The organism is Paractinoplanes durhamensis (genome assembly GCF_016862175.1).
Taxonomy (GTDB): Bacteria; Actinomycetota; Actinomycetes; order Mycobacteriales; family Micromonosporaceae; genus Actinoplanes; species Actinoplanes durhamensis.
In genome coordinates, this window is record NZ_BOML01000006.1 from 309897 (window position 1) to 333308 (window position 23412).

Here is a 23412-nt window from a genome sequence, read left to right on the forward strand (position 1 = left end):
CGGTCGTTGTTACGGAAGGTGACGCTGCAACGCTGCAAGCAACTGAGGAGCCAGGTCCTTCCGGCAGACCACGAGGTCCGGCAGCTTCGGATCGGCCTCGTTGTATTTCAGCGCAGAACCGTCGATTCGGCTAGCGTGTAGGCCGGTGGCCAAAGCCACAGCGACCGGCGCGGCGGAGTCCCACTCGTACTGCCCGCCGGCGTGAATATAGGCATCTGCCTCGCCGTTTATGACCGCGGCGATCTTCACACCGGCCGAACCCATGGGCACCAACTCGGCATTGATTTCTTCCGCCAGAGCGGTCACGAAGGCGGGCGGACGGGTCCTTGAGGCAGCGATGCGCATCGATTTGCCGTCACCGTTGTCGATCGGCATCGGCGGATACGCCGGCGGGTGATCGGTGGCCAGCGTCCGATGCCGGGCCGGCATCGCGACGGCACCGGCCGCCAGATGACTCGGGTTACCGGAATCGGAACTCCAGAGAGCGACGTGTACCGCCCAGTCGGTGCGACCCTCCTCGGAGAACTCCCGGGTGCCGTCCAGCGGGTCGATGATCCAGACCCGGTTCGCGCCGAGCCGCTCCGGGCGGACCGAGCTGGGCTCGCCGTCCTGCCAGGCGACCCGGGAGTGGTCGTCCTCCTCGGAGAGCACCGCGTCGGCCGGGCGCCACCGGGCCAGCTCGGCGCAGAGCAGATCGTGCGCGGCCCGGTCGCCGGCGGTCTTGAGCGCCTTGCCGTCCGCGTAGCCGATCTCGTCACGGACCTGCAGCAGCAGCTGGCCGGCCCGGTCCGCGAGCCAGCGAGCGAAGGCCGCGTCGATGACCGGCGGGGTGCCACCGGCGTCGGCGCCTTCGCGCTGGTTGAGAAGGCGCGCCGACGTCTCTGTCCGCTCGCTAGTCATGTTCTGCCACTCCCCAAGGTCAAGTACGCCCGACTTCAGTACGCTCCGGATGAACGCACCACGGCGGTCATCGTCCGTAAAAGGATCACCAGGTCCAAGCTGAGCGACCAGTTCTCCACATAGCGCAGGTCCAAGCGGACGGCTTCCTCCCATGGCAGGTCCGATCGTCCGGAAACTTGCCAAAGGCCCGTCATGCCAGGTTTGACGGCCAACCGGCGCCGCACGTCGTCGGCGTAGGCGGCCACCTCCGACGGCAGCGGAGGCCGCGGCCCCACCAGCGACATCTGCCCGAGCGCAACGTTGAGCAACTGCGGCAGTTCGTCCACCGAGAACCGGCGCAACCAGCGGCCCACCCCGGTGACCCGCGGATCGTCACGGATTTTGAAGAGCACACCGTCGTGCTCGTTGAGATGCCGCAGCTCGGCCAGCCGTGCCTCGGCGTCGACGTACATACTCCGGAACTTGAAAATGCGGAACAGGCGGCCGTCGCGACCGACCCGTACCTGACGAAAGAGTACCGGCCCCCGAGAGGTCACCCGCACACACAGTGCGACGGCCAGCAGCAGCGGGCCGAAACCGGCGAGCAGCATCAGCGCGCCGACCCGATCGAAAAGGTCCTTGACCAGCCTCGATCCGCCGTGCAGCCGCGGGTGCTCGACGTGCAGCATGGGCAGCCCGTCGAACGGCCGGATCGTGGTGCGGGCGCCGGCCACGTCCACCAGCGCGCTCGCCACCACCAGGTCGACCTCGTCGCGCTCGAGCCGCCAGGCCAGCCGGCGCACCGCGGCGCCGTCCAGCTCCGGACAGCTGAGCACCACCACGGTGTCCGCGTCGGCCTGCTCGACCGCGCTCGCCACGTCGTCGAACGTGCCGAACACGGTCAGCCCGGTCACGCCGACGCCGTCATGCCCGGCCGGCAGGCACGCGCCCACCACCTCGAGTCCGTGATAGCGCTCCCGCCGCAGTTGCCGGGCCATCCCGATCACCGACAGCTCATGCCCGGCCAGGATCACCCGGCGCAGACTCTCCCCCCGGGCGCGGGCCAGGTGCAGCCGCTTGCGCAGGGCGAAACGCAACACCACGGAGGTGCAGATCGCGGTGGGCAGGGCGGCGAGGACATAGCCTCGGGCCAAATCAAGATCTAGCGCGTACGACACCAGGGCCGCGCCCGCGATCAGGCCGACCCCACCCCGCAGCACGCGCTGATATTCGTCGGTCCCGACGAAGAGATAGCGCCGCTCATAGGCCCGGGCGACGGCGAGCACCGCCAGCAGCAGGACCGGCAGCAGTGCCGAAATGATCATGTAGCCGCGGTTGTACTCGGTGACCTCGTCGCCGAAGCGCAGCCCGAACGTCACCGCCCCGGCGGTACTGCCCGCCACCAGGTCGGCCAGCACCAGGGTCCGCACGTAGCGGCCCTCCCAGCGCTGCCGCCGGGACATGGCCGCGTGCCGGCCGCGCACCCGCGCAAACGGCCGGGCCATCGGCCGGACCGCCATCGAACGGTTCCGCCGGTCGCTGTCGTGCCGCTCGGCGGCCTGATTGCGCTCGGCCCTACCCTGCGCGGCCCGTGGCGGCGCGTTGTCCGGCTTCGGCCGCGGCTTCGGGTCTACCGGTCGCGTGCCGGCCCCGGCCGGCGGCGGGCTCAGCGGCACCACCGGCGACGGGATCTTCGCGTTGCGCACCGTGGTCTTGCGGCTCACCGGCCGGTGCGGCCGCGGCCCGTGGTTCGTCGGCGGATGATTGGCCGGACCGTATCCCTCCGGCGGCGTGCTCGCGGCCGGACGAACCTCCGGCAGGCGAACGGTCGGCTCGGTCATCACCGACTCCTGCTCCTGCACCCCGCACCTCCCCCGTCACGCCGGCCCCGCAGCACCGAGTGGTGCGTACGTGTGACCAACGCGCGGACGGCGGCCCGCGTCACGGGACCAAGAGACGGACAAAACCGCTCAAACGATCCATCCGTTTCGACCCCGCCGGATCAACCGCCGTGGTATTTGTTCTGCGCCCACTCGACGCCCTCGAGCACGACCGCCTCTACGACGTCGGCCGCGCGGTCGACGAGAAACTCCAGCTCTTTGCGTTCGGTGCCGCTGAAGTCGGACAACACGTAGTCGGCCGGGTCCTGCCGGCCGGGCGGGCGCCCGATCCCGAACCGGACTCGCGCGTACTCCTTGCTCGACAGCGACTTGGACATCGAACGCAACCCGTTGTGCCCGCCCTCACCGCCGCCCCGCTTGACCCGCACCTGTCCGAACGGCACGTCCAACTCATCATGCACGGCAATCACGTTCTCCACCGGCACCTTGAAGAACTGGGCCAGCGCCACCACCGGCGCGCCGGACAGGTTCATGTAGGTCAGCGGTTTGACCAGCACCAGCTTGGGCCCGCCGAAGCCCATCCGGCCCTCGGCAACGTCGCCGTGCACCCGCTTCGACCGGCCGAACTTCGCGCTCACCCGGGACGCCAGCAGGTCGGCCACCATGAAGCCCACGTTGTGCCGGTTACCGGCGTACTCCTTGCCGGGGTTACCCAGCCCGACCACCAGCCACGGCGCGTCGTCGCTCACTCTCATGCCTCCAGATACACGTCAGGGAAAGTGCCGGAACGACACTTTCCCTGACCACTGCTCGGGCACCGCAACGCGGCGATTTACTCCTCGGACGCGCCTTCGGCAGCCTCGGTGGTCTCGCCCTCGGCGTCGCCACCCTCCATCTGCTCGGCGGTCTGCGCCTGCGAGATGATCGCGAGCACGAAGTCGGGCTCGACGGCCAGCTCGGAGCCGGTCGGCAGGGTCACGTCGGCGGCGGTGATCTGCGAACCCGCCTCCAGGCCCTCGATCGAGACCTCGAAGCCGTTCGGCAGGTGCATGGCCTCGGCCACGATGGCGAGCGTGGTCGACTCGCTGACGACCAGGGTGTTGCGGGCGGCCTCGCCGACCAGCGTCACCGGGACGTCGACCTGGACCTTCTCGCCACGCTTGACGATGATCAGGTCAACGTGCTCGTAGGTGTCCTTGATCGGGTCGCGCTGGATCGCCTTGGGGAGCGCGAGCGTGGTGCCCGTCGCGCCGTTGACGTCGATCGTGAAGACCTGGTTGAGCCCGCCGTGCCGGATGGCAGCCGCGAACTCCCGGGCCGGCAGCGCGATGTGCTGCGGCTTCTCGCCGTGGCCGTAAAGCACGGCGGGCACGAGGCCGGCCCGGCGCGTGCGGCGGGCACCACCCTTGCCGAACTCGGTGCGGGGCTCGGCGCTGATCTTTACCTCGGACACGGGGAAACTCCTGAAACTCTTGGATCGGGCTGCGGCGTAAGTCGGCGGGCTGCTGGGTCCGGCAGTGCAGTGTGTGGCAATCGGCCGCCGTCGGTGCCGGAGGCCAATGCCGGCGCTGCCGGGCAAGGGGGCGCGCTGGGCACAGGCCCGGAGCACCGCGTCGATCACGGTGCCTCCGAGCGGCTGCGAACCTCAGCAGACCGCGGGGCACCCTCGCCGTGGCAACCGCACTAGCTTACCTTCCGTTTCCCTGCACGCCTCATCGGGGCATGTGTCATCACCGGTGCGTGGCCGGCGCCGCCGGTAAAAGCGACAAAACACGCAGGATCAGCTCAGCCCGCCGAAGAGCGTGGTCACCGAACCGTCATCGAAGACCTCGCGGATCGCCCGGGCCAGCAGCGGCGCGATGGAGAGCACAGTGATCTTGTCGAGCCGCTTCTCCGGCGGCAGCGGCAGTGTGTTGGTCACCACCAGCTCGCTGATCCGGCTGTTCTTCAACCGCTCGGTCGCCGGGTCGCTCAGCAGCGCGTGCGTCGAGGCGACGATCACATCGGCGGCACCCTCGTCGAAGAGGATGTCGGCGGCCTTGGTGATCGTGCCGCCGGTGTCGATCATGTCGTCGACGATCAGGCACACCCGGCCCTCGACCTCACCGACCACCCGGTTGGCCACCACCTGGTTGGGCTTCAGCGGGTCCCGGGTCTTGTGGATGAACGCCAGCGGGCAGCCGCCCAGCCGGTCGGTCCACCGCTCGGCGACCCGCACCCGGCCGGAGTCGGGCGCCACCACGGTCATCGGGCGGCCGGCGAACTTCTTGGCCACGTGCTCGGCCAGGATGTCCATCGCGAACAGGTGGTCGACCGGGCCGTCGAAGAAGCCCTGGATCTGCGCGGTGTGCAGGTCGACGGTGAGGATGCGGTTGGCGCCCGCGGTCTTCAGCAGGTCGGCGACCAGGCGGGCGGAGATCGGCTCCCGGCCGCGGTGCTTCTTGTCCTGCCGGGAGTAGGGGTAGAACGGCAGCACCACGGTGATCCGCTTGGCCGATCCACGCTTCAGCGCGTCGATCATGATCAGCGTTTCCATGACCCACCGGTTCACCCCCTCCGTCATCGACTGCACGACGAAGGCGTCCGAACCACGGACCGAATCCTTGAAGCGGACGAAGATCTCGCCGTTCGCGAACTCGTACGAGTCCGACGGCGTCGGCGCCACGCCCAGCACCTGGCCGATCTCCTCAGCCAGCTCGGGGAACCCCCGGCCGGAGAAAAGCATCAGGCTCTTACGGTTCTCCGCGACGATGCTGCCCATCGGTTCGCTGCTCCCGTGGATCGAGGGGGTTAGTCACCTGAAGTATCACCCGAGGCCACCTTCCTGCCACGCCACTAGCCCGGCGGGTGGGATGCCTCACCCCCTGGGGGACGCTACTCGCCCTTTTTCTCCGCGGCAGCCCGCTCGGCAGCCTCGGCCGACACCGTTCCGGCCCGGCGGCGGGCGGTCCAGCCCTCCACGTTGCGCTGCGGCGCCCGGGTCACGCCGAGGTTGCCCGCGGGCACTTCCTTCTGGATGGCGCTGCCGGCCGCCACGTAGGCGCCGGGGCCGATCTCGACCGGGGCGATCAGCACGGTGTCCGACCCGACGAACGCGGCCTCACCCACCGTGGTGTGGTGCTTGTTGACGCCGTCGTAGTTCGCGAAGATCGTGCCGGCCCCGATGTTGGCCTTGGCGCCGATCGTCGCGTCCCCCACGTAGGTCAGGTGCGGGACCTTCGCGCCGTCGCCCAGCTCGGCGTTCTTCGCCTCGACGAAGCCGCCCACCTTCGACTTGCGGCCCAGCCGGGTGCCCGGGCGCAGGAAGGAGAACGGGCCGACGGTCGCGTCCGGCCCGATCAGGGCGCCGATCGAGTGCGTCCGCAGCACCGTCGCGCCGGCCGCCACGGTGGTGTCGATCAGCGTGGTGTCCGGGCCGATCACCGCGCCGGCCGCCACGCTCGTGCCGCCGCGCAGCTGCGAGTTCTGGTCGATCACCGCGTCCGGCTCGATCGTCACGGTGACGTCGATCCAGGTGGTCGCCGGGTCGAGGATGGCGACGCCGGAGCGCATCCAGGCCGTGTTGACCCGGTCGCGCAGCATCGCCCGCAGGCCCGCCAGCTGCGCCCGGTCGTTGGCGCCGAGCGTCTCGGCCGCGTCCGGCGCGACGAACACGCCCACCGGGCTGCCCACCTCGACGAGCAGGCCGAACACGTCGGTGAGGTATTCCTCGCCCTGGTCGTTGTCGGTGGAGAGCTTGCCCAGCGCGTCGCGCAGCGCGACCACATCGAACGCGTAGATCCCGCCGTTGATCTCCCGGATCGCGCGCACCTCGGCCGACGCGTCCCGCTCCTCGACGATCCGGGCCAGGCCGCCGCTCGCGTCCCGCACGATCCGGCCGAGGCCGGTCGGGTCGTCCACCGCGGCCGCCAGCACGGTCGCCGCCCGGTTGCCCGCCTCGTGCGCCTCGATCAGCGCGGCCACCGTCTCGCCGCGCAGCAGCGGCGCGTCCCCGCTGAGCACCAGCACGGTGCCGGTCGCGTCGGGCGCCGCGTCGAGCGCGATCCGCACCGCGTGCCCGGTGCCGTTCTGCTCGGCCTGGAGCACCGGCACGGCTTCCGGCGCGATCTCGGCGAGGTGCGCGCGCACCTGGTCGGCCTGGTGCCCGACCACCACGATCGTCCGCTCCGCGGCGGCCGGCCCGGCCGCCGCCAGCACGTGCCCGACCAGGGTGCGGCCGAGCAGCTCGTGCAGCACCTTGGGGGTCGCGGACTTCATCCGCTTGCCCTCTCCGGCGGCGAGGACGACGACAGTACGACGAGAGGCCTGGCTCACGCGGGGCTCCATTGTTCGCAGTAAGAGGGCGGCGGCTCTAGCCGCAGACAGGCTGCTCCCGGAAGAGGATTCGAACCCCTATAAACGGCACCAAAAGCCGCGGTCCTACCATTAGACGATCCGGGATCAAGCGGACATTTCTTCAAGGTCCGTGTCTACCGCAAATATAGTAGCGGCAACCCGGTTCTCCCCATCCGCCACTGACGCCCCCGGCAATGATCCCGGACCGCCAACGGATCCACGGACAGGTTGTCCGCTTGATCCACGCATGGCACCGGGGCGGGGAAAAGCCCCACGCCTGGCAGGATGGCCGGGTGACCGACTCAGGCGACACCAACGGCGACCAACCTCGGACACGACGGCAGAGACCGGCCGCGACCCCTCCCCGGGTACGCATGTCGGCCGCGCAGCGCCGGGAACAGCTGATCGCGACAGGGCGCCAACTGTTCGCCGAGCGGGGCTTCGACGCGACAAGCGTGGAGGAGGTCGCCGCCCGGGCCAAGGTGTCCAAGCCGGTGGTCTACGAGCACTTCGGCGGCAAAGAAGGCCTCTACGCGGTCGTCGTCGACCGCGAGGTGCGCTCGCTGCTCGACCGGATCGCGACCGCGCTGACCGCCGGGCATCCGCGCGAGCTTCTCGAACAGGCCGCGCTGGCCCTGCTCGACTACATCGAGGACGAACCGCACGGCTTCCAGGTGCTGGTGCGCGAATCCCCGGTGCTCTCCCCCGGGGGCAACTTCTCCAGCGTGATGAACGACGTCGCCCACCAGGTCGAGCACATCCTGGGCGGTGAGTTCAAGAGCCGCGGCCTCGACCCGAAGTTCGCCGAGCTCTACTCACAGGCCCTGGTCGGCATGGTGGCGCTGGTCGGCCAGTGGTGGCGCGAGGCGCGCAAGCCGAAGAAGGAGATGGTGGCCGCCCACCTGGTGAACCTGGCGTGGAACGGCCTGTCCCATCTCGAACCGAAACCCGCGCTGCTGACCAGAAAAGCGCGTTAGCGCGGATGGTGCGCGGCGTCGACCTCGGCGCGAGCGGCGTCGCGGCTGCCGACCTTGCCGTAGAGACCGGCGGTGAGCGTGACCAGCCCGAGGACGATCGTCACGATCACGTTGGCCATCGACACGTTCAGCACGTTCGCGTCGGTCTGGATGAACGCCATGACCAGCACGCCGAGCCCGCAGAGTCCCCAGCCGAGGACCAGCGCGACGTGGTGGTAGAGGTTGCCGCCGAGCAGCACGGCGAGCAGCAGAAGAACACCGAGGACGGTGTAGAGCCAGGACGCGGCGGGGTTGGTCCGCAGTCCGAGCACCCAGTCGGAGCCTCGGTGGAAGAACTCGTCTCCCCACGTCGTGCCGAGGCCGATGACCCCGAACAGCGTGAGGTAGAGGCCGGCCAGGCCGGCGAAGAAACGGTACGTCTGACGCAGGTGGTGATTGAGGGGGTAGTGCGCCATCAGGCCGTTCGGCCCTCCCTTACCTGTCGGGGCGCGCCGGCCTGCGCGGCCGGTGCGACCTTGCTGTAGAGGCTGACCGTGATGAGCGCGAGCCCGACCAGGTAGGTGACGATCACGGTCGCGATGTTCTGCCCGAACACGTTGGCGTCGGTGCGGCTGAAGGCGAGCCCGTAGGTGCCCAGCACCAGCAGCCCATAGCCGAGGTATTGATCGCCGACCGTGTCGAGATTGCGCCCGACCGCGGTGATGATCAGGACGATCGCGCCGACGGCCAGCGAGATGATCGACAGCAGCAGGTTGCCGCCCTGCCCGAGCACCAGGTGCTCGGACTTGCCGGTGAACTCGTCGCCGGACGTCTGGATCAGGCCGACGATCCCGAACACGACCAGGTAGGCGCCGGCGATGAAGCCGACGACGCGGTAGATCGGCCGCAGCGGGTGGTTGACCGGATTGTGCGCCATGGTGTCCGTCTCCAAGGTCAGATGTTGTCCACGCCGATTCTCGCGTATCCCCCACAACGGCGCAGGCACACCCCCCGGATCAACAGTGAGGCTTGTTCGCGACGGTGGAGACCTTTGCGGACCAACCTGCGCAACTGCAGCTCAAGGCCGGTCGCGAACAAGCCTCATTCGGGCACCTGCTCAGCCAACTCGAGCCAGGCCTCTTCCACCTGGCCACGCTCTTCCTGGGTGGCCTTGAGCTGCGCTTCCAGATCGACCAGCTTCGAGTAGTCGGCTCCGTGCTGCGCCAAGGACTCGTTGATCTTGATGATCTTCTCCTCGAGCTTTCCGAGCTGACGCTCGAGACGAGAAAGATCCTTGCGAGCCTGCCGCATCTCACCCGCGGAGAGGCCACTGACGGCCGTCCCGGCTTGCGCTTGCATTTCCGGTACGCCGGGACCGAGGCGGGACGCCGCACGCGCGAGGTACTCGTCGATGCCGCCCGGCAGGTGCACCAGCCGCCCGTCGCCGAACATCCCGTACGCCGTGTCGGTGACCCGCTCGACCAGGTAACGGTCGTGGCTGGCCACGATCATGGTGCCCGGCCAGGAGTCGAGCAGGTCCTCCAGCGCGGCCAGGGTGTCGGTGTCCAGGTCGTTGGTCGGTTCGTCGAGCAGCAGCACGTTGGGCTCGGCCGCGAGCAGCCGCAGCAGCTGCAGTCGCCGCCGCTCGCCACCGGACAGATCGCTGACCGGCGTCCAGATCCGCTTGTCGGTGAAGCCGAACACCTCGGCCAGCTGACCGGCGGACAGCTCCCGGTCGCCCAGCTTGACCCGCCGCGCGACCTCCTCGACCGCCTCCAGCAGGCGCAGGTCGCCGGGCAGCTCGCGGAGCTCCTGGGAGAGGAACGCGGCCCGCACGGTCGAGCCGGTGACCAGGCGGCCGCCGTCCGGCTTGTTGAGCCCGGCGAGCAGCCGCAGCAGGGTGGTCTTGCCGGCACCGTTGGCGCCCAGGATGGCGATCCGGTCGCCCGGGCCGACCTGCCAGGTCAGCCCGCCCAGGATGGGCTTGGGCCCGGCGTTGAGCGTGATGTCCTCCAGGTCGTAGACCTGCTTGCCGAGCCGGGTGACGGCCAGCCGCTGCAGGCTGACCGCGTCACGCACCGGCGGCACGTCGGCGATCAGCGCGTTGGCCGCGTCGATCCGGAACTGCGGCTTCGAGGTGCGGGCCGGCGGACCGCGGCGCAGCCAGGCGATCTCCTTGCGCAGCAGATTTTGCCGGCGGGACTCGACCGCGGCGGCGACCCGCTGCCGCTCGGCGCGGGACAGGATCCAGGCCGCATAGCCGCCCTCGTACGCGTGCACCTGCTCGTCGACGACTTCCCAGGTGGCGGTGCAGACCGCGTCGAGGAACCAGCGGTCGTGGGTGACCACGACGAGGGAGCCGCGGCGGGTCAGCAGGTAGCGGGCGAGCCAGTCGACCCCGGCCACGTCGAGGTGGTTGGTGGGCTCGTCGAGGATCAGCAGGTCACTTTCGCGGACCAGCAGCGCGGCCAGGGCGACCCGGCGGCGCTCGCCACCGGACATCGGCCCGACCGGGGTGTCCAGCCCGAGGTAGCCCATGCCGAGGCCGTCGAGGATGGCCCGGACGCCGGCGTCACCGGCCCACTCGTGCTCGGCGCCCATGCCCTCGGCCAGCCAGCCGGTGCCGAGCACCACATCCCGCACGGTGGCGTCACCGGCCAGGACGAGATTTTGCGGAAGGGTGGCGACCCGCAGGTCGCGCCGATGGGTGACCCGGCCGGAGTCGGGTTCCTCGCTCTTGGCGAGCATCCGCAGGAGGGTGGACTTGCCGGCGCCGTTGAGACCGACGATGCCGACCCGGGCGTCGTCGTCCAGCCCGAGGGAGACGTCAGTGAGCAGTTGACCGGCAGCGCCATAACCCTTGCTGACCCGGTCCAAGTTGATGATGTTGGCCACGATGCGGACTACGTTACCCGCGCGCCCGGCATCGGCCCGCGGGCGGTCACCGCCTCCCGGCAGATCCCGGCCGCGTTGAGCACGCCCGCGATCCGCTCGGCGTCGGCCGCACCGGCGGCGAGGAAGACGCAGGTCGGCCCGGAACCGGAGACCAGCGCGGCGAGCGCACCCGCCTCCTGACCGGCCTCGAGCACGCCGGACAGCTCCGGCCGCAACGCGATCGCGGCCGGTTGCAGGTCGTTGGCGAGGGCCGCGCCGAGCACGGCCGGGTCCCGCTGGCGCAGCGCGGACATCAGGTCGTCGGCGCCGGGGACCGCCTTGGGCGGGAACGGGCTCTCCCGCAGCGCGTCGAGCTTGGCGTAGACCTCGGGCGTCGACAGGCCACCGTCGGCCACCGCCACCACCCAGTGCCAGGTCGTCGGCCGGGCCAGGATCGGGCTGACCGACTCGCCGTGCCCGGTGCCGAGCGCGGTGCCACCGTGCAGCAGGAACGGCACGTCCGAGCCGAGCGTGGCGCCGATCTCGGCCAGCTCGTCGCGGGACATCCCGGTGCCCCACAGCAGGTCACAGGCGAGCAGCGTGGCGGCCGCGTCGGCGCTGCCACCGGCCAGCCCGGCGGCGAGCGGGATCGTCTTGCGCAGGTGCAGCCGGGCATGCGCGGGCACCCGGGCCCGCGCGGCGAGCGCCCGGGCGGCCCGGATGATCAGGTTGGTCTCGTCGAGCGCGAGCGAGCCGGCGCCCTCACCCTCCATGGTCAGCGCGAGCGTGTCCCCCGGCCGGGCGGTCAGCTCGTCGAACAGGCTGATCGCGTGATAGACGGTGTTCAGCTCGTGGTAGCCGTCGGGCCGCAGCGGCCCGACCCCGAGATGCATGTTGATCTTGGCGGGCACCCGGACCCGAACCGGCCCATGGTGCCGCCGCGGCTCGTCGTCGTCAGGCCCCCAGGCCTCCGTCACGGAGTGATGTCCCGGATCGGGAGCTTGATCTCGAACGGAGCACTCAGCACCAGTTCCGTCTCGGAGTCAGCAGCCAGCTCGTAATGCCCGTCGACGAGGTCGTAGGCGTAGACATGAACCGGGTTTTGCTCGATTCGCCAGAAATGCGGCACACCGGCAGCGGCGTATTCGACGGGTTTCTCCAGCCGGTCCCGGCGCTTGGTGCCCGGCGAGACAACCTCGACGGCGATGGCGACGCTGCTCGGCATCACATAGTGATTCGTCTGCTCAACCTTGGCATCCAGCAGCAACACGTCGGGTTCAACGCTGTCCTTGAGGCCCAGCGCGACGCCGACCGCGGTCACCGCCAAGAATTCCTGCGGAGCGTGCTGCCGGAACCAGAGCCACAGCAAATTGCCGATGTTCTGGTGGGCGACCGTCGGCGAGGGGACCACGATCATGACTCCATCGCGAAGCTCGACGCGGGGGGCGTCGTGGGGGAGATTGAGGACGTCCTCGAGGAAGTGGTTCGCCGCGCGCTGTCGCAGCGGATTGGGCGACCACATGACATGACCGGCTGGTTCCGCGGTCATGAGTCCACCTCCTCGGGCTGTTTGCCGGACGCGCTGAGCTTACCGCCGACGCCGGACAGTTTTGCCGCGGCCGCTATCGCTGCGAACTGTCCCACGGTGAGCGATTCGCCGCGCGCCTGCGGGCTGATCCCAGCCGCGACCAGCACCTTCTCCGCCCTGTCGGGGCCACCGGCCCAGCCGGCCAGCGCCGCCCGCAGGGTCTTTCGGCGCTGCGCGAACGCCGCATCCACCACCGCGAAGACTTGAGATCTGTCGATGTCCCCCATTGGTGGGGTCCGGCAGGTGAAGGCGACCAGCCCGGAATCCACGTTGGGCACCGGCCAGAACACCGCCGGCGGCACCTTCCCGGCCGGCTTCGCCTCGGCATACCAGGCCAGCTTGACCGACGGCACCCCGTACACCTTGGAGCCCGGACCGGCGGTGAGCCGGTCGGCCACCTCTTTCTGCACCATCACCAGGCCCCCGCGCAGCGTGGGCAGCTCGGCGAGCAGGCTCAGCACCACCGGCACCGCGACGTTGTAGGGCAGGTTCGCGACCAGCATGGTGGGCGCCGGGTCGAAGTCGGCCGCCTTGACCCGCATCGCATCGGCCGGATGCACGGTGAGGTGGGGTGCCGTAACAGTGGCCGGCAGGGCCGCCGCCAGCTTGGGGTCGATCTCCACGGCGTGCACGTGGGCGACCGCGCCGACCAGCCCGAGGGTGAGCGAGCCGAGCCCGGGCCCGACCTCCAGGGCGACGTCGTCGGGGCGCAGACCGGCCGCGTTGACGATCCGGCGGATGGTGTTCGGGTCGTGCAGGAAGTTCTGGCCGAGCTTCTTGGTCGGGGCCACACCGAGGCGTGCCGCGAGCTCCCGGATCTCCGCCGGGCCGAGAAGTGCGTCAGCCATGAGGAAAGAGCCTACGGGCGCGGGCCGCGCGCCTGGACGCGACGGGGTAGAAAGCAGGAATGACCGAGTTGCTGGAGCTCACCGCCGTGGTGGAGGCGCCGCCCGAGCGGGTCGCCGAGATCCTGCTGGACGTCCGGCCGGGCGGGCGCTCACCGGTGGTGACCGGCGGCGACGGCGACGAGTTCGTCCTGACCGACCGGGGCAGCCGGATCACCGTGACCGTCGACCGGCAGGCGCGGTCGGTGAGCCGGCAGGGCGAATGGTGGTACCGCGGGGTGACGTCGGTGGAGCCCGACCCGCGGGGCAGCCGGGTGGTGCACCGCATCTTCAACGTGGCGGAGAAGAACGGCTGGGCCGTGCGATGGGTTGCCCGCGGGCCGCTGAACGCGGCCCCGGCGGCGTTCGCCGAGACCGTTGCCGGCCTCGGCGAACAACTCGGGGTGGCCGCCTGGGTGGTGGATTAGCTCGACCAGGGGCCGAAGACGCGCTCGCCGTTCGCCGAGATCGCGGCGCAGAGCGCGTCCACGTCCTCGCCGCGCGCCTCGGCCAGGGCCCGCACGGTCAGCGGGATCAGGTAGGACGCGTTGGGCCGGCCCCGGTGCGGGACGGGGGTCAGGTAGGGCGCGTCGGTCTCCACCATGATCTGGTCGGCCGGGGTCATCTCGGCCGCCGCACGCAGGCCGCCGGCGCTGGCGAAGGTGACCGTGCCGGCGAAGCTCAGGTGGTAGCCGCGCAGGATGCACTGGGCGGCGAAGTCCGGGTCGCCGGAGAAGCAGTGCAGCACCACCGTGTCCGGGGCGCCCTCCTCGTCGAGCACCCGCAGCACGTCGGCGTGCGCCTCCCGGTCGTGGATGACCAGGGCCTTGCCGTACCGCTTGGCGATCGCGATGTGCGCCCGGAAGCTCCGCTCCTGCTCGGCCCGGCCCTCGTCGCCGGTGCGGAACGTGTCGAGGCCGGTCTCCCCGATCCCGCGGACCCGCGGCTCGGCGGCCATCGCCTCGATCGCGCGCAGCGCCTCGTCCAGATCGGACAGATGAGGTGCCTCGTTCGGGTGAATCGCGACGGCGGCCAGCACCGACTCGTTCCGGGCCGCCAGGTCGGCCCCCCAGCGCGACGTGGGCACGTCCACCCCGACCTGCACGAGCCGATCGATACCGGACTTGGCGGCGGCATCGATGAGCGCCTGCACCGGGTCGCCGTCCTGGCCGCCGGGCACGCCGGCCTCCTGAATCGTCAGGTCCAGGTGGGTGTGGCTGTCGAAGACCGGAACGGACAGCGGCTCGGGGGCGGCAGGGAACTCCCCGCGCCGGCGCGCGTCCTTGTCCTGGCGGGATTGCGACGGTGTCGAAGGCATGTGAGACATTCTGCACTTGCGTCTGGAGGCCACCGTTTGTTCACCTGATATCCATCGTTGTCGCTTAGCTTGCGCCACGTGACGTTGACCGGCGAGGACAGCACGGTCGGTGCTGACCCTCTCGAGCCGCCCCTCTCGGCGCCTCTGCGCCGCGATCTCAACTGGTCCCAGGTGCAGCGGATGAGCCAGTCCGCGGCGTACCGGGACGACGTGATGCTGCGCCGGATCCGGGCCACCGCGGCGATCCTGCGCGGCACCCGGATGACCAAGGTGCTGTCGCCGGCCCAGGTGGCCGGTCATCTGGGCGGCTGGTTGCCGTACGGCTTCTGCTACCGGTCCTGCGACATCGCCCACCTGCACGACCCGCGCGAGCTGTCGCAGCTGTGCACCGACGGCGCCGGCGAGGCCACCGAGGTGGCGTACGCGCTGCGCTGGCGGGCCGTGGACCCGATCGACTACGAGGTGCCGGCCAGCCCCGCCCAGCCCGGCCTGGCGCTGCTGCCGGCGCACTCCCGGGTCGGTGCCATGGTGCTCGGCACCGGCTTCACCCCGAGCGCCGACGACCTGGTCCCGGAGTACGTGACGGCCGGTTTCGCCGACCTCCCGATGCCGGCGAACGCGCAGCTCATCGCGTACGCCCCGGGCGGCGAGGAGATCATCCTCTACACCTACCAGCCGGAGCAGCACGGCTGGCTGCGGCTGGCCGGGCCGCGCTGGCGGTCGCTGCTGGACAACCTGCCCGGCGTGACGCCCGACCGGGAGTACGTGCCGTGCACCTCGCCCGGCTCGTCGAAGCTGGTCGGCCGGATCAAGGACAAGGAGTACGAGGCGGTCGCGGACCCGCCGGAGGAGTTCCGGGTGCGGGCCCTGACCCGCGCCGCGCGCTACCCGGTGAGCACGCTGAGCCGCCGCGCCGAGCAGGCCCTGTGGCGCAACACCCCCTGCTGGGTGCTGCAGCGCGACGACAGCTGGGCCCGGCTGCGCCTGGTCCGCCCGGACGGCGACGGCCTCGCGGTGACCGGAGCCCGCTGCTACGAGCGCGGCGTCTACGAGACCTGGGCGCCGGTCGGCGAGTTGACCGACCACCACATCGCCGACATCCCGTACACGCTGTAGGCAAAAGAGAACCGGCGCCCACGCGAAGCAGCGTGAGCGCCGGTTTCCCCGCGTTCGAGGATCAGGCCTTGGTGAGCTTCTTCATGACCTCGGCCTGGCCGGTGCGGTCGGACCAGTCGCCGACGACCGCCAGCACGTCGATCGTGCTGCCCTTCTTCTGGCCCTTGACGCCCAGCGACCACTTGTTCTTCTTGACCTTCACCGAGCGAAGGCACAGGAGGATGTTCAGGTCGTTGGTGAGGCTGATCCACTTGTTCTGGTACGAGTAGCACTGCTCCTTGGAGCCCACCACGCGCAGGACCACGACGATCATCTCGCTGACGCCGGAGCCCTTGTCGGTGGCGGTGCCCTTCAGGGTGCTCCACGCCTTGGCGCTGCTGCTGTTCTTGGGCTTGGTGATGGTCACCTTGGGGGCCCAGGAGTCCTTCTTGACCGCGATCCGGCCGACCACGATCGGCGTGGTGCTGCCGTACTTGTTGGTGAACACCGCGGTCAGCGTGATCGTGCCGGCCGGCACCAGGGTGCCGTTGCTGCGGTGGTAGTACGACTTGGCGACGGTCTGGTTCTTGCCGGTCAGCGCGCGGGCGTTGCCGTCGCCGTAGTTGATCACGATCTTCGTGGTGCCGGCCGGAACCGCCGACACCGCGACGTTGAAGGCCTCGTGGTGCCAGACCGAGGACTTGCTGAGCTTGAACTTGCCCGGCGTGACGACCGTGACGGCGACCGCGGGCAGCACCTTCTTGTTGCCGGCCGCGTCGGTCAGGGTCACCGTGACGACGAACCGGCCGGCCCGGGTGTACTGCTTGGCGAACGTGGTCTGGGCGACCGGCAGCGTAGTGCTCGTGCCGTCACCCCAGGTGACCACCCGGGTGACCTGGTCGGGGTCGCCGCCGTTGTCGGAGACGGTGCCCAGGGTCAGCGTGGTCCGCTGCCCCACCCACAGCGACAGCAGGTTCAGCTTGTACGAGCCGCTCGGCGCGGTGGTGTCGGGCGGCGTGCCCGGGTCCGAGGCGGACGGCTCCGGGTCGGGTGCCGACGAGGTGGTGTCCTCCGGCTCCGGCGCCACGACCGGCGTGGAGTCCTCCGGGCCGGGCTCGGTCGGCGTCGAGGCGGATTCACTCGGGTCGGCCTCGGTGATGGTCAGCGGCGCGCCGGACGAAGCGTCGGCGCTGGGCGAGACCGGGTCGGCGAACGCCGGGGTGGCGTAGATGGTCCCGGCGGCAAGACTGCCGATCAGGACCGCGGCCAGGAGCGGCCGGTTGAGGCGAGTCTTCAAGATGTTGCTCCTTCGAGGGGGTCAGCCGCACGAAGGGAAGTCGGCAGGCACGATAGAACGGCGCCGTACCGATGAAACGCAAGCGTTTCCCCCGTGGTCGCACGAGGGTAGGTCATCGACTAGAGATCGATCAAGACAAGGCCGCTAGAAATCACACCGGCCCGCCGCCGCCGGAAGGGCGACAACGGGCCTGCGCGGACGAACCGGGCGTCAGCCTTCGAGGCGCGCGAGCTCCTCCTCGATCACCGACGGCTCCAGCTTGCGGAACACCGGCTTCGGGGCGGCCAGCGGCGTGCCCGCGACGAGCGGCACCGACTCCCACTTCGCGCCGACCGTGTAGTCGCCGGTCAGCACCGGGTAGTCCGGGCCGCCGCCGAGGTCCTCGACCTGCTCGATGCGCGGCATCGTGGCGTGCACGCCCACGCCGCCGAGCAGCTCGAACACCTTCTGCGCGGAGTGCGGCAGGAACGGGGTCAGCAGCGTGTTGGCGTCGCTGACCACCTGCAGCGCCACGTGCAGGACGGTGGCCTGACGCGGCTTGTCCTCCTCGGCCTTGAGCTTCCACGGCGCCTGGTCGGACAGGTATTTGTTCGCCTCGGCGACCACCCGCATCGCCTCGCCGATCGCCGCCTTCTGCCGGTGCTTGCCGATCAGCTCACCGACCGTGGTGAAGCCGGTCTTGGCGACGGCGAGCAGCGCCTCGTCCTCGGCGGTCAGCTCGCCGGCGGCCGGGATGACGCCGAAGTTCTTGGCGGCCATCGAGATCGAGCGGTTGACCAGGTTGCCCCAGCCCGCGACCAGCTCGTCGTTGTTGCGCCGGACGAACTCGGCCCAGGTGAAGTCGGTGTCGGTCGACTCCGGGCCGGCCGCCGCGATGAAGTAGCGCAGGGCGTCGGCGTCGTAGCGCTCCAGGAAGTCGCGCACGAAGATGACCACCTTGCGGGACGAGGAGAACTTCTTGCCCTCCATCGTCAGGTATTCGCTGGAGACCACCTCGGTGGGCAGGTTGAGCTTGCCGAGGTCGCCCGGCTCGCCGCCCTTGTCGCCCTCGCCCGAGTAACCCAGCAGCAGCGCCGGCCAGATCACCGAGTGGAAGACGATGTTGTCCTTGCCCATGAAGTAGTAGGACTGCGAGTCCTTACCGAGGCCGTCGGCCGACCACCACTGCCGCCACGCCTCCGGGTCGCCGGTGCGGCGGGCCCACTCGATCGAGGCGGACAGGTAACCGATCACCGCGTCGAACCAGACGTAGATGCGCTTGTCGTTGCGGTCGCTCCAGCCCTCCAGCGGGATCGGCACGCCCCACTCGAGGTCCCGGGTGATCGCCCGGGGCTGCAGGTCGTCGAGCAGGTTGCGGGAGAACTTCAGGACGTTGGGCCGCCAATTTTCCCGCTGGTCGAGCCAGCGGCCGATGGCCTGGGCGAAGGCGGGCAGGTCGAGGAAGAAGTGCTCGGTCTCGACGAACTCCGGCACCTCCCCGTTGATCTTCGACCGCGGGTTGATCAGCTGCTCCGGGTCGAGCTGGTTGCCGCAGTTGTCGCACTGGTCGCCGCGGGCGCTGCCGTAGCCGCAGATCGGGCAGGTGCCCTCGATGTAGCGGTCGGGCAGGGTGCGGCCGGTGGACGGCGACCGGGCGCCCAGCGTGGTGCGGGCGACGATGTAGCCGTTGCGGTGCAGCACCGAGAACAGCTCCTGCACCACGGCGTAGTGGTTACGCGTGGTGGTGCGGGTGAACAGGTCGTAGGTCAGGCCGAGACCGTGCAGGTCCTCGACGATCACCCGGTTGTAGCGGTCGGCGAGCTCACGCGCGGTCACACCCTCGGCGTCGGCCTGCACCTGGATCGGGGTGCCGTGCTCGTCGGTGCCGGAGACCATGAGTACGTCGTGACCGGCCATCCGCATGTACCGGCTGAAAACGTCGGAGGGCACCCCGAAGCCGGAGACATGACCGATGTGGCGCGGGCCGTTGGCGTAAGGCCAGGCAACCGCGGCTAGAACGTGACTCATGGTTCCTAAGAGTAATGAGCGGCCCGGCTCCGCCGCGAACGGATTGGTTCCGCCCTCGGCAAGATCCGTATAAATCGCGACACACCCCATCTAAACGTGCTGAGCGGGGCGGCCGCGTAGTCCAATGGGACCCGTGACCGGAGAAACACCGCAACCTGGGGAAAAGCCCTCCAACGAGGGAAGCCCGTGGTCGTTCTCCGACCCCGGCACGTCCTGGTGGCGTGGCGAGAACGAACACGCCGCCGCCGAGCCGGGGCGACCGCGCAGCCCGCGCCGCCGGGCAGCGCAGCATCAGGCGGTCGCCGAGAGCGCGTTGCAGGGGGGCACCGGCACCCTGCAGCCGCCGAGCCCGGTCGAGCGCACCGGTGCGGCCGCCGAGGGGCACGCCGCCGGCGCCCGCGACACCGCCGTACAGCTGATCGACCCACCGGTGGTGGAACGCCACCACGATCAGGCCGACGAGCACCGCTACGACCCGCTCCGGCCGACCGGCTACACCGCCAAGGTCACCGCCACGACCGTGGCCGCCGATGTAAAGGCGGACACCGCCGAGCCGCCGACCGTCGAAGCCCCGCCGGCCGAGGTCCCGGTGGTCGACGTGCCGGTGGTCGACGTGCCGGTGGTCGACGTGCCGGTGGTCGAAGAGGCGTCGGCTCGGGAACCGCAGACGGCGCCCGAGGTGGTCGCCGAGATGAAGGCCGAGCTCGGCCTGCTGCCCGACCCGGACGCCGACGCGGACGTGATGGTTCTGCCCGAACCGAGCACCCGCAACCGGCCCACCGTGCCCCTCGAGCCAACCGCTCCGACCGACCGTGGTCCGGCACCGAGCGTCGCCCGGCAGAGTCGCCGCGACGCCTATCGGCCGACCGAACCGCTGCCGCCGCTGCCACCGCCGACCGGCTCCCCCGAGGTCGACGCCCGGCTGGAACGGCTGGAGAACTCGCCGTTCTGGCACACCGACCCGGAGAAGCTGCCCGAGCCGGAGCTGGACATTCGGCCGGCGCACGCCGCGGGCCGCCGCGGCCGGCGGTCCGGCAAGAAGGGCAAGCCGCCGGTCGCCGCGCTGGTCTCGCTGATCGCGCTCGGCCTGCTGTCCGCCTTCTTCTCCTGGGTCAGCGCCGAACCGTTCTGGCTGGCCATGGGGCACGGCGACCGCGGCTACGCGACCACCGCACACTGCACCAGCTCCGGGGTCACCCAGCACTGCAACGGCCGGTTCGCCGCGGCCGACGGCGGCTTCACCATCAGCAAGGTGACGCTGCTCGGCGTCGGCCCGGGCCAGCGGGTGCCGGGCACGGTCAGCCCGGCCCGGATGGTCAGCGCGGACAGCCCGCGCGCCTATCTCGGCGAGACCACGCCGCTGCTGCAGTTGCGCTGGCTGCTCGGGTTCGCGCTGGTCCTGCTGTGCGGGTACGTGATCGCCGGGGTGACCGGTGCCCGCCGGTTGGAGACCGGGCGCGCGCGACGGGGTGCGGTGCTGGCCAGCCTGGCCGGACCGGTGCTGCTGCTGGTGGGCTTCCTGATCGGCTCGTTCTGACCGGGTGAGCGGTAAGGGCCTGGGCGAGCCGGTTTGTGCGCCACGGCCGCTGCCGACGTCGTACTCATCAAGTGCGTGACTGATGCACCAAGCTGTAGACATCGCGTTTTTTCAGGCCGAAGTCGTCGGCGACGGCCTGAATCGCATCGCGGCGGGTGGCGCCGGCGGATTCCCGCTCGGCGACCGCCTCGCGCAGCTCGTCGTCGGAGGGCCGCGCCTGCGGCCCGACCGGCGCGCCCGCCACCACCACCGTGATCTCGCCGCGCGGATCGCCCTCCTCGGCCCAGGTGGCCAGCTCGGTGAGGGTGCCGCGGCGGATCTCCTCGTAGGTCTTGGTCAGCTCGCGGCAGACGGCGGCCGGCCGGTCCGGGCCGAACGTCGCGGCCAGATCGGCCAGCGCGTCCGCGATCCGGTGCGGCGCCTCGAAGAAGACCAGGGTGCGCGGCTCGGCGGCGAGTTCACGCAGGCGGGAGCGGCGGTGCGAGCCGGTCCGCGGGAGGAAGCCCTCGAAGACGAACCGGTCGCTGGGCAGCCCGGAAAGCGCCAGGGCGGTGGTCACCGCGCTCGGGCCGGGCGCCGCGGTGACCGGGAAACCGGCGTCCAGCGCGGCCTTGACCAGTCGGTAGCCGGGGTCGGAGACGCTCGGCATGCCGCCGTCGGTGACCACGGCGACGGTCAGGCCGTCGGCCAGGGCCGCCACCAATTCGGGTGTACGCCGCTCGTCGTTGCCCTCGAAATAGGACACCACCCGCCCGGTGACCGTCACGCCGAGGTCGCGGGCGAGCCGGGCCAGGCGCCGGGTGTCCTCGGCCGCCACCACATCTGCCGAGGCCAGCACGTCGCGCAACCGGTTCGAGGCGTCGCCGATGTTGCCCAGCGGGGCCCCCAGGAGCACGACCCGGCCGGTTTCGTTGGCTGCCACAGCGTCAGTCCATCACACCGCTTCCCAGCACGACGTCCTAGGATCGCGGAGTGACGACGGCGACAGCTGAGACAGAACTCACTCCGGAGCCGCCCGCGGCCGTGGAGCCCCCCGGTGAGCGCGGTGTTCCCGAGATCGTCCGGCGCCGCCTGGCGACGCTGGAAAACTGGCTGAATCCGCATTCGTGGATCGTGACCGTCGTCGTGACGGTGATCGCCGGCATCCTGCGCTTCCAAAACCTGGCGAGCCCGAAGGGCTACATCTTCGACGAGGTGTATTACCCGACCGACGCGTGGGACATGCTGCAGCACGGCGTCGAGTGGGACGAGAAGACCAACGGCCCGGCGTACGTGGTGCATCCGCCGCTGGGCAAGTGGCTGATCGCGATCGGCGAGAAGATCTTCGGCAACAACGAGCTGGGCTGGCGGTTCACCGCCGCGATCGCCGGCACGCTGATGATCCTGATCCTGGTCCGGATCGCCTACCGGCTGTTCCACTCGGTGCTGCTGGCCGGCACGGCCGGGCTGCTGCTGTCGCTCGACGGCTTCCAGCTGGTGCTGTCCCGCACCTCGCTGCTCGACATCTTCCTCGGCCTGTTCGTGCTGCTCACCTTCGCCGCCATGGTGCTCGACCGCGATCATTACCGGCGCCGGCTGCTGCGCGCTCTGGAAAACGGGTACGACCCGAGCAGCACCCCGTCCATCCCCCGGATCGTCCCGTGGTGGCTGCTCGCCTCCGGCGCGCTGTTCGGCCTGGCCTGCGGGGTGAAGTGGAGCGCGCTGTTCTTCGCGCCGTTCTTCGCCGCCCTGGTGTGGGCGTGGCGGGTGCAGGCGCGCCGCTCGGCCGGCATCCGCGGCGCGTTCATCGCCGGCGTGCTCGGCGACCTGGGCTACCTGCTCCTCACCTTCGTGCTGAGCATCATCTTCTACCTGGCCACTTGGACCGGTTGGTTCGTCACGAACACCGGCTACTTCCGGCACTACCGGGAGGCGAACGGGTGGAGCGAGCCGCCGATCCTCGGCGCGCTGCTCAACCTGATTCATTACCACCAGGAGGCGTACGGGTTCCACAGCCAGCTGACCGAGCGGCACGTCTACCAGTCGTGGCCGTGGCAGTGGCTGCTGCTGGGCCGGCCGGTCGCGTTCTACTGGAACAACAACAGCGGCAACTGCGGTGCGCCGAGCTGCGCCCGGGAGATCCTGCTGCTGGGCACGCCGTTGCTGTGGTGGTCGTTCGCCCCGGCGCTGATCGCGCTGATCTGGTTCGGCATCGCCCGGCGTGACTGGCGGGCCTGGGCGATCCTGGTGCCGGTGGTGGCCGGGATGCTGCCGTGGTTCTACTACGCGATCAAAGACGGCCGGACGATGTTCTCGTTCTACCTGCTGCCCGCCGTGCCGTTCCTGATCCTGGCGGTCGTCTACGTCCTCGGGGCGATCATGACGCCACCGGACGGGGTGGTGGCGGGCAAGGGCAGAACGGACCGCCAGCTGATCGGGACGGTGGTCGCGGGAGCCTATGTCGTGCTCGTCGCGCTCTGCTTCGCCTACTTCCATCCGATCTTCGTGGCACAGCTGATGACCTACGACAGCTGGTCGTCTCGGATGTGGCTTGGCGGCCGCTGGATCTAGCTCCACAGCGGGGGCTCGCCCGGAAAATAGGGCGCGCCCCGATCGCCTGCCACGGGGGAAGCGGGCGATAGGGGCGCGCAACATGAAGCTTAACGACCTCCGATGTCGGACACAACGGGTGCCGACCGAAGTTTCAAATTTCGATCAAGGCAGCTTGCAACATCGGACATTCCGGGCAATTATGTATTAGAAGTATTTATCTCCTCGCGAATTCTTTTCGCGAAATTGCCGGGAGACGTGTCGCTAATGCG

General features: G+C 70.1%; 21 protein-coding genes and 1 tRNA gene. 5 read left to right on the plus strand and 17 right to left on the minus strand.

Annotated elements, in window-relative coordinates:
* Positions 1-9: 9 nt before the first annotated feature.
* The 7 genes from Adu01nite_RS04395 to Adu01nite_RS04425 form a co-directional block, all read right to left on the minus strand.
* Positions 10-900, minus strand: coding sequence for a 3'(2'),5'-bisphosphate nucleotidase CysQ (locus Adu01nite_RS04395; RefSeq protein ID WP_203725033.1), 891 nt, complete (start codon positions 898-900; stop codon positions 10-12).
* Between the two features lie 35 nt (positions 901-935).
* Complete coding sequence (locus Adu01nite_RS04400; RefSeq protein WP_203725035.1) at positions 936-2720, minus strand: sugar transferase; 1785 nt, start codon at positions 2718-2720, stop codon at positions 936-938.
* Positions 2721-2881: 161 nt separating this feature from the next.
* Positions 2882-3475, minus strand: coding sequence for an aminoacyl-tRNA hydrolase (pth, locus tag Adu01nite_RS04405; RefSeq protein WP_203725037.1), 594 nt, complete (start codon positions 3473-3475; stop codon positions 2882-2884).
* Between the two features lie 77 nt (positions 3476-3552).
* Positions 3553-4173, minus strand: a complete 621-nt coding sequence (locus Adu01nite_RS04410; protein WP_203725039.1) for a 50S ribosomal protein L25/general stress protein Ctc — start codon at positions 4171-4173, stop codon at positions 3553-3555.
* 327 nt (positions 4174-4500) lie between these two features.
* Positions 4501-5481, minus strand: coding sequence for a ribose-phosphate diphosphokinase (locus Adu01nite_RS04415; protein ID WP_203725041.1), 981 nt, complete (start codon positions 5479-5481; stop codon positions 4501-4503).
* Positions 5482-5594: 113 nt separating this feature from the next.
* Positions 5595-7046 (minus strand): bifunctional UDP-N-acetylglucosamine diphosphorylase/glucosamine-1-phosphate N-acetyltransferase GlmU, encoded by a 1452-nt coding sequence (gene glmU / locus Adu01nite_RS04420; protein ID WP_203725043.1) that lies wholly within the window; start codon positions 7044-7046, stop codon positions 5595-5597.
* A 43-nt stretch (positions 7047-7089) separates the two neighbouring features.
* Positions 7090-7160: transfer RNA gene (locus Adu01nite_RS04425), tRNA-Gln, on the minus strand.
* A 269-nt stretch (positions 7161-7429) separates the two neighbouring features.
* Between Adu01nite_RS04425 and Adu01nite_RS04430 the strand changes: the two genes are divergently transcribed.
* The gene (locus tag Adu01nite_RS04430; protein WP_203725135.1) at positions 7430-8032 is read left to right on the plus strand and encodes a TetR/AcrR family transcriptional regulator; all 603 of its coding nucleotides are present in this window, start codon (positions 7430-7432) and stop codon (positions 8030-8032) included.
* Here the strand turns inward: Adu01nite_RS04430 and Adu01nite_RS04435 are convergent.
* From Adu01nite_RS04435 to rsmA, 6 genes are all read right to left on the minus strand, one after another.
* Positions 8029-8487, minus strand: coding sequence for a DUF4383 domain-containing protein (locus Adu01nite_RS04435; protein ID WP_203725045.1), 459 nt, complete (start codon positions 8485-8487; stop codon positions 8029-8031). The two genes, Adu01nite_RS04430 and Adu01nite_RS04435, sit on opposite strands and share 4 nt — an antisense overlap.
* On the minus strand, positions 8487-8948 hold the full coding sequence (locus Adu01nite_RS04440) for a DUF4383 domain-containing protein (protein ID WP_203725136.1): 462 nt from the start codon (positions 8946-8948) through the stop codon (positions 8487-8489). The genes Adu01nite_RS04435 and Adu01nite_RS04440 overlap by 1 nt, the downstream gene beginning before the upstream one ends.
* Before the next feature lie 164 nt (positions 8949-9112).
* Complete coding sequence (locus Adu01nite_RS04445; protein WP_203725047.1) at positions 9113-10906, minus strand: ABC-F family ATP-binding cassette domain-containing protein; 1794 nt, start codon at positions 10904-10906, stop codon at positions 9113-9115.
* An 8-nt stretch (positions 10907-10914) separates the two neighbouring features.
* The gene (locus Adu01nite_RS04450) at positions 10915-11862 is read right to left on the minus strand and encodes a 4-(cytidine 5'-diphospho)-2-C-methyl-D-erythritol kinase (RefSeq protein ID WP_203725048.1); all 948 of its coding nucleotides are present in this window, start codon (positions 11860-11862) and stop codon (positions 10915-10917) included.
* On the minus strand, positions 11859-12434 hold the full coding sequence (locus Adu01nite_RS04455; RefSeq protein ID WP_203725050.1) for a Uma2 family endonuclease: 576 nt from the start codon (positions 12432-12434) through the stop codon (positions 11859-11861). The genes Adu01nite_RS04450 and Adu01nite_RS04455 overlap by 4 nt, the downstream gene beginning before the upstream one ends.
* Positions 12431-13321: a 16S rRNA (adenine(1518)-N(6)/adenine(1519)-N(6))-dimethyltransferase RsmA gene (gene rsmA, locus Adu01nite_RS04460; protein WP_203725052.1), complete on the minus strand. Its 891-nt coding sequence runs from the start codon at positions 13319-13321 to the stop codon at positions 12431-12433. Before rsmA ends, Adu01nite_RS04455 begins: the two co-directional genes overlap by 4 nt.
* A 59-nt stretch (positions 13322-13380) precedes the next feature.
* Here rsmA and Adu01nite_RS04465 point away from each other — a divergent pair, with 59 nt between their 5' ends.
* Entirely contained in the window at positions 13381-13785 is a 405-nt protein-coding gene (locus Adu01nite_RS04465) for a hypothetical protein (protein WP_203725054.1), read from the plus strand.
* On the opposite strand, the gene Adu01nite_RS04470 is transcribed toward Adu01nite_RS04465, so the two are convergent.
* Positions 13782-14684, minus strand: coding sequence for a TatD family hydrolase (locus Adu01nite_RS04470; protein ID WP_203725056.1), 903 nt, complete (start codon positions 14682-14684; stop codon positions 13782-13784). The two genes, Adu01nite_RS04465 and Adu01nite_RS04470, sit on opposite strands and share 4 nt — an antisense overlap.
* 69 nt (positions 14685-14753) lie before the next feature.
* Here Adu01nite_RS04470 and Adu01nite_RS04475 point away from each other — a divergent pair, with 69 nt between their 5' ends.
* Positions 14754-15791 carry a hypothetical protein gene (locus Adu01nite_RS04475; protein WP_203725058.1) on the plus strand — a complete coding sequence of 346 codons (1038 nt, stop codon included), beginning with the start codon at positions 14754-14756 and terminating at the stop codon, positions 15789-15791.
* 61 nt (positions 15792-15852) lie between these two features.
* Here Adu01nite_RS04475 and Adu01nite_RS04480 read toward each other — a convergent pair whose 3' ends face one another.
* Positions 15853-17067, minus strand: a complete 1215-nt coding sequence (locus Adu01nite_RS04480) for a hypothetical protein (RefSeq protein ID WP_203725060.1) — start codon at positions 17065-17067, stop codon at positions 15853-15855.
* 210 nt (positions 17068-17277) lie between these two features.
* Positions 17278-19074, minus strand: coding sequence for a methionine--tRNA ligase (metG, locus tag Adu01nite_RS04485; protein WP_203725062.1), 1797 nt, complete (start codon positions 19072-19074; stop codon positions 17278-17280).
* A gap of 133 nt (positions 19075-19207) precedes the next feature.
* Between metG and Adu01nite_RS04490 the strand changes: the two genes are divergently transcribed.
* Positions 19208-20611: a hypothetical protein gene (locus Adu01nite_RS04490; protein ID WP_203725064.1), complete on the plus strand. Its 1404-nt coding sequence runs from the start codon at positions 19208-19210 to the stop codon at positions 20609-20611.
* A gap of 67 nt (positions 20612-20678) precedes the next feature.
* On the opposite strand, the gene rsmI is transcribed toward Adu01nite_RS04490, so the two are convergent.
* Positions 20679-21533, minus strand: coding sequence for a 16S rRNA (cytidine(1402)-2'-O)-methyltransferase (rsmI, locus tag Adu01nite_RS04495; protein WP_203725066.1), 855 nt, complete (start codon positions 21531-21533; stop codon positions 20679-20681).
* A gap of 50 nt (positions 21534-21583) precedes the next feature.
* Here rsmI and Adu01nite_RS04500 point away from each other — a divergent pair, with 50 nt between their 5' ends.
* The gene (locus Adu01nite_RS04500) at positions 21584-23161 is read left to right on the plus strand and encodes a dolichyl-phosphate-mannose--protein mannosyltransferase (RefSeq protein ID WP_203725068.1); all 1578 of its coding nucleotides are present in this window, start codon (positions 21584-21586) and stop codon (positions 23159-23161) included.
* Positions 23162-23412: the final 251 nt, after the last annotated feature.

What these genes read in the sequence shown, in the direction of transcription:
- Adu01nite_RS04395 (WP_203725033.1), bottom strand. Translation starts at nt 900, where the DNA reads ATGACTAGCGAGCGGACAGAGACGTCGGCGCGCCTTCTCAACCAGCGC.
- Adu01nite_RS04400 (WP_203725035.1), bottom strand. Translation starts at nt 2,720, where the DNA reads ATGACCGAGCCGACCGTTCGCCTGCCGGAGGTTCGTCCGGCCGCGAGC.
- pth (WP_203725037.1), bottom strand. Translation starts at nt 3,475, where the DNA reads ATGAGAGTGAGCGACGACGCGCCGTGGCTGGTGGTCGGGCTGGGTAAC.
- Adu01nite_RS04415 (WP_203725041.1), bottom strand. Translation starts at nt 5,481, where the DNA reads ATGGGCAGCATCGTCGCGGAGAACCGTAAGAGCCTGATGCTTTTCTCC.
- glmU (WP_203725043.1), bottom strand. Translation starts at nt 7,046, where the DNA reads ATGGAGCCCCGCGTGAGCCAGGCCTCTCGTCGTACTGTCGTCGTCCTC.
- Adu01nite_RS04430 (WP_203725135.1), top strand. Translation starts at nt 7,430, where the DNA reads ATGTCGGCCGCGCAGCGCCGGGAACAGCTGATCGCGACAGGGCGCCAA.
- Adu01nite_RS04435 (WP_203725045.1), bottom strand. Translation starts at nt 8,487, where the DNA reads ATGGCGCACTACCCCCTCAATCACCACCTGCGTCAGACGTACCGTTTC.
- Adu01nite_RS04440 (WP_203725136.1), bottom strand. Translation starts at nt 8,948, where the DNA reads ATGGCGCACAATCCGGTCAACCACCCGCTGCGGCCGATCTACCGCGTC.
- Adu01nite_RS04455 (WP_203725050.1), bottom strand. Translation starts at nt 12,434, where the DNA reads ATGACCGCGGAACCAGCCGGTCATGTCATGTGGTCGCCCAATCCGCTG.
- rsmA (WP_203725052.1), bottom strand. Translation starts at nt 13,321, where the DNA reads ATGGCTGACGCACTTCTCGGCCCGGCGGAGATCCGGGAGCTCGCGGCA.
- Adu01nite_RS04465 (WP_203725054.1), top strand. Translation starts at nt 13,381, where the DNA reads ATGACCGAGTTGCTGGAGCTCACCGCCGTGGTGGAGGCGCCGCCCGAG.
- Adu01nite_RS04470 (WP_203725056.1), bottom strand. Translation starts at nt 14,684, where the DNA reads ATGTCTCACATGCCTTCGACACCGTCGCAATCCCGCCAGGACAAGGAC.
- metG (WP_203725062.1), bottom strand. Translation starts at nt 19,074, where the DNA reads ATGAGTCACGTTCTAGCCGCGGTTGCCTGGCCTTACGCCAACGGCCCG.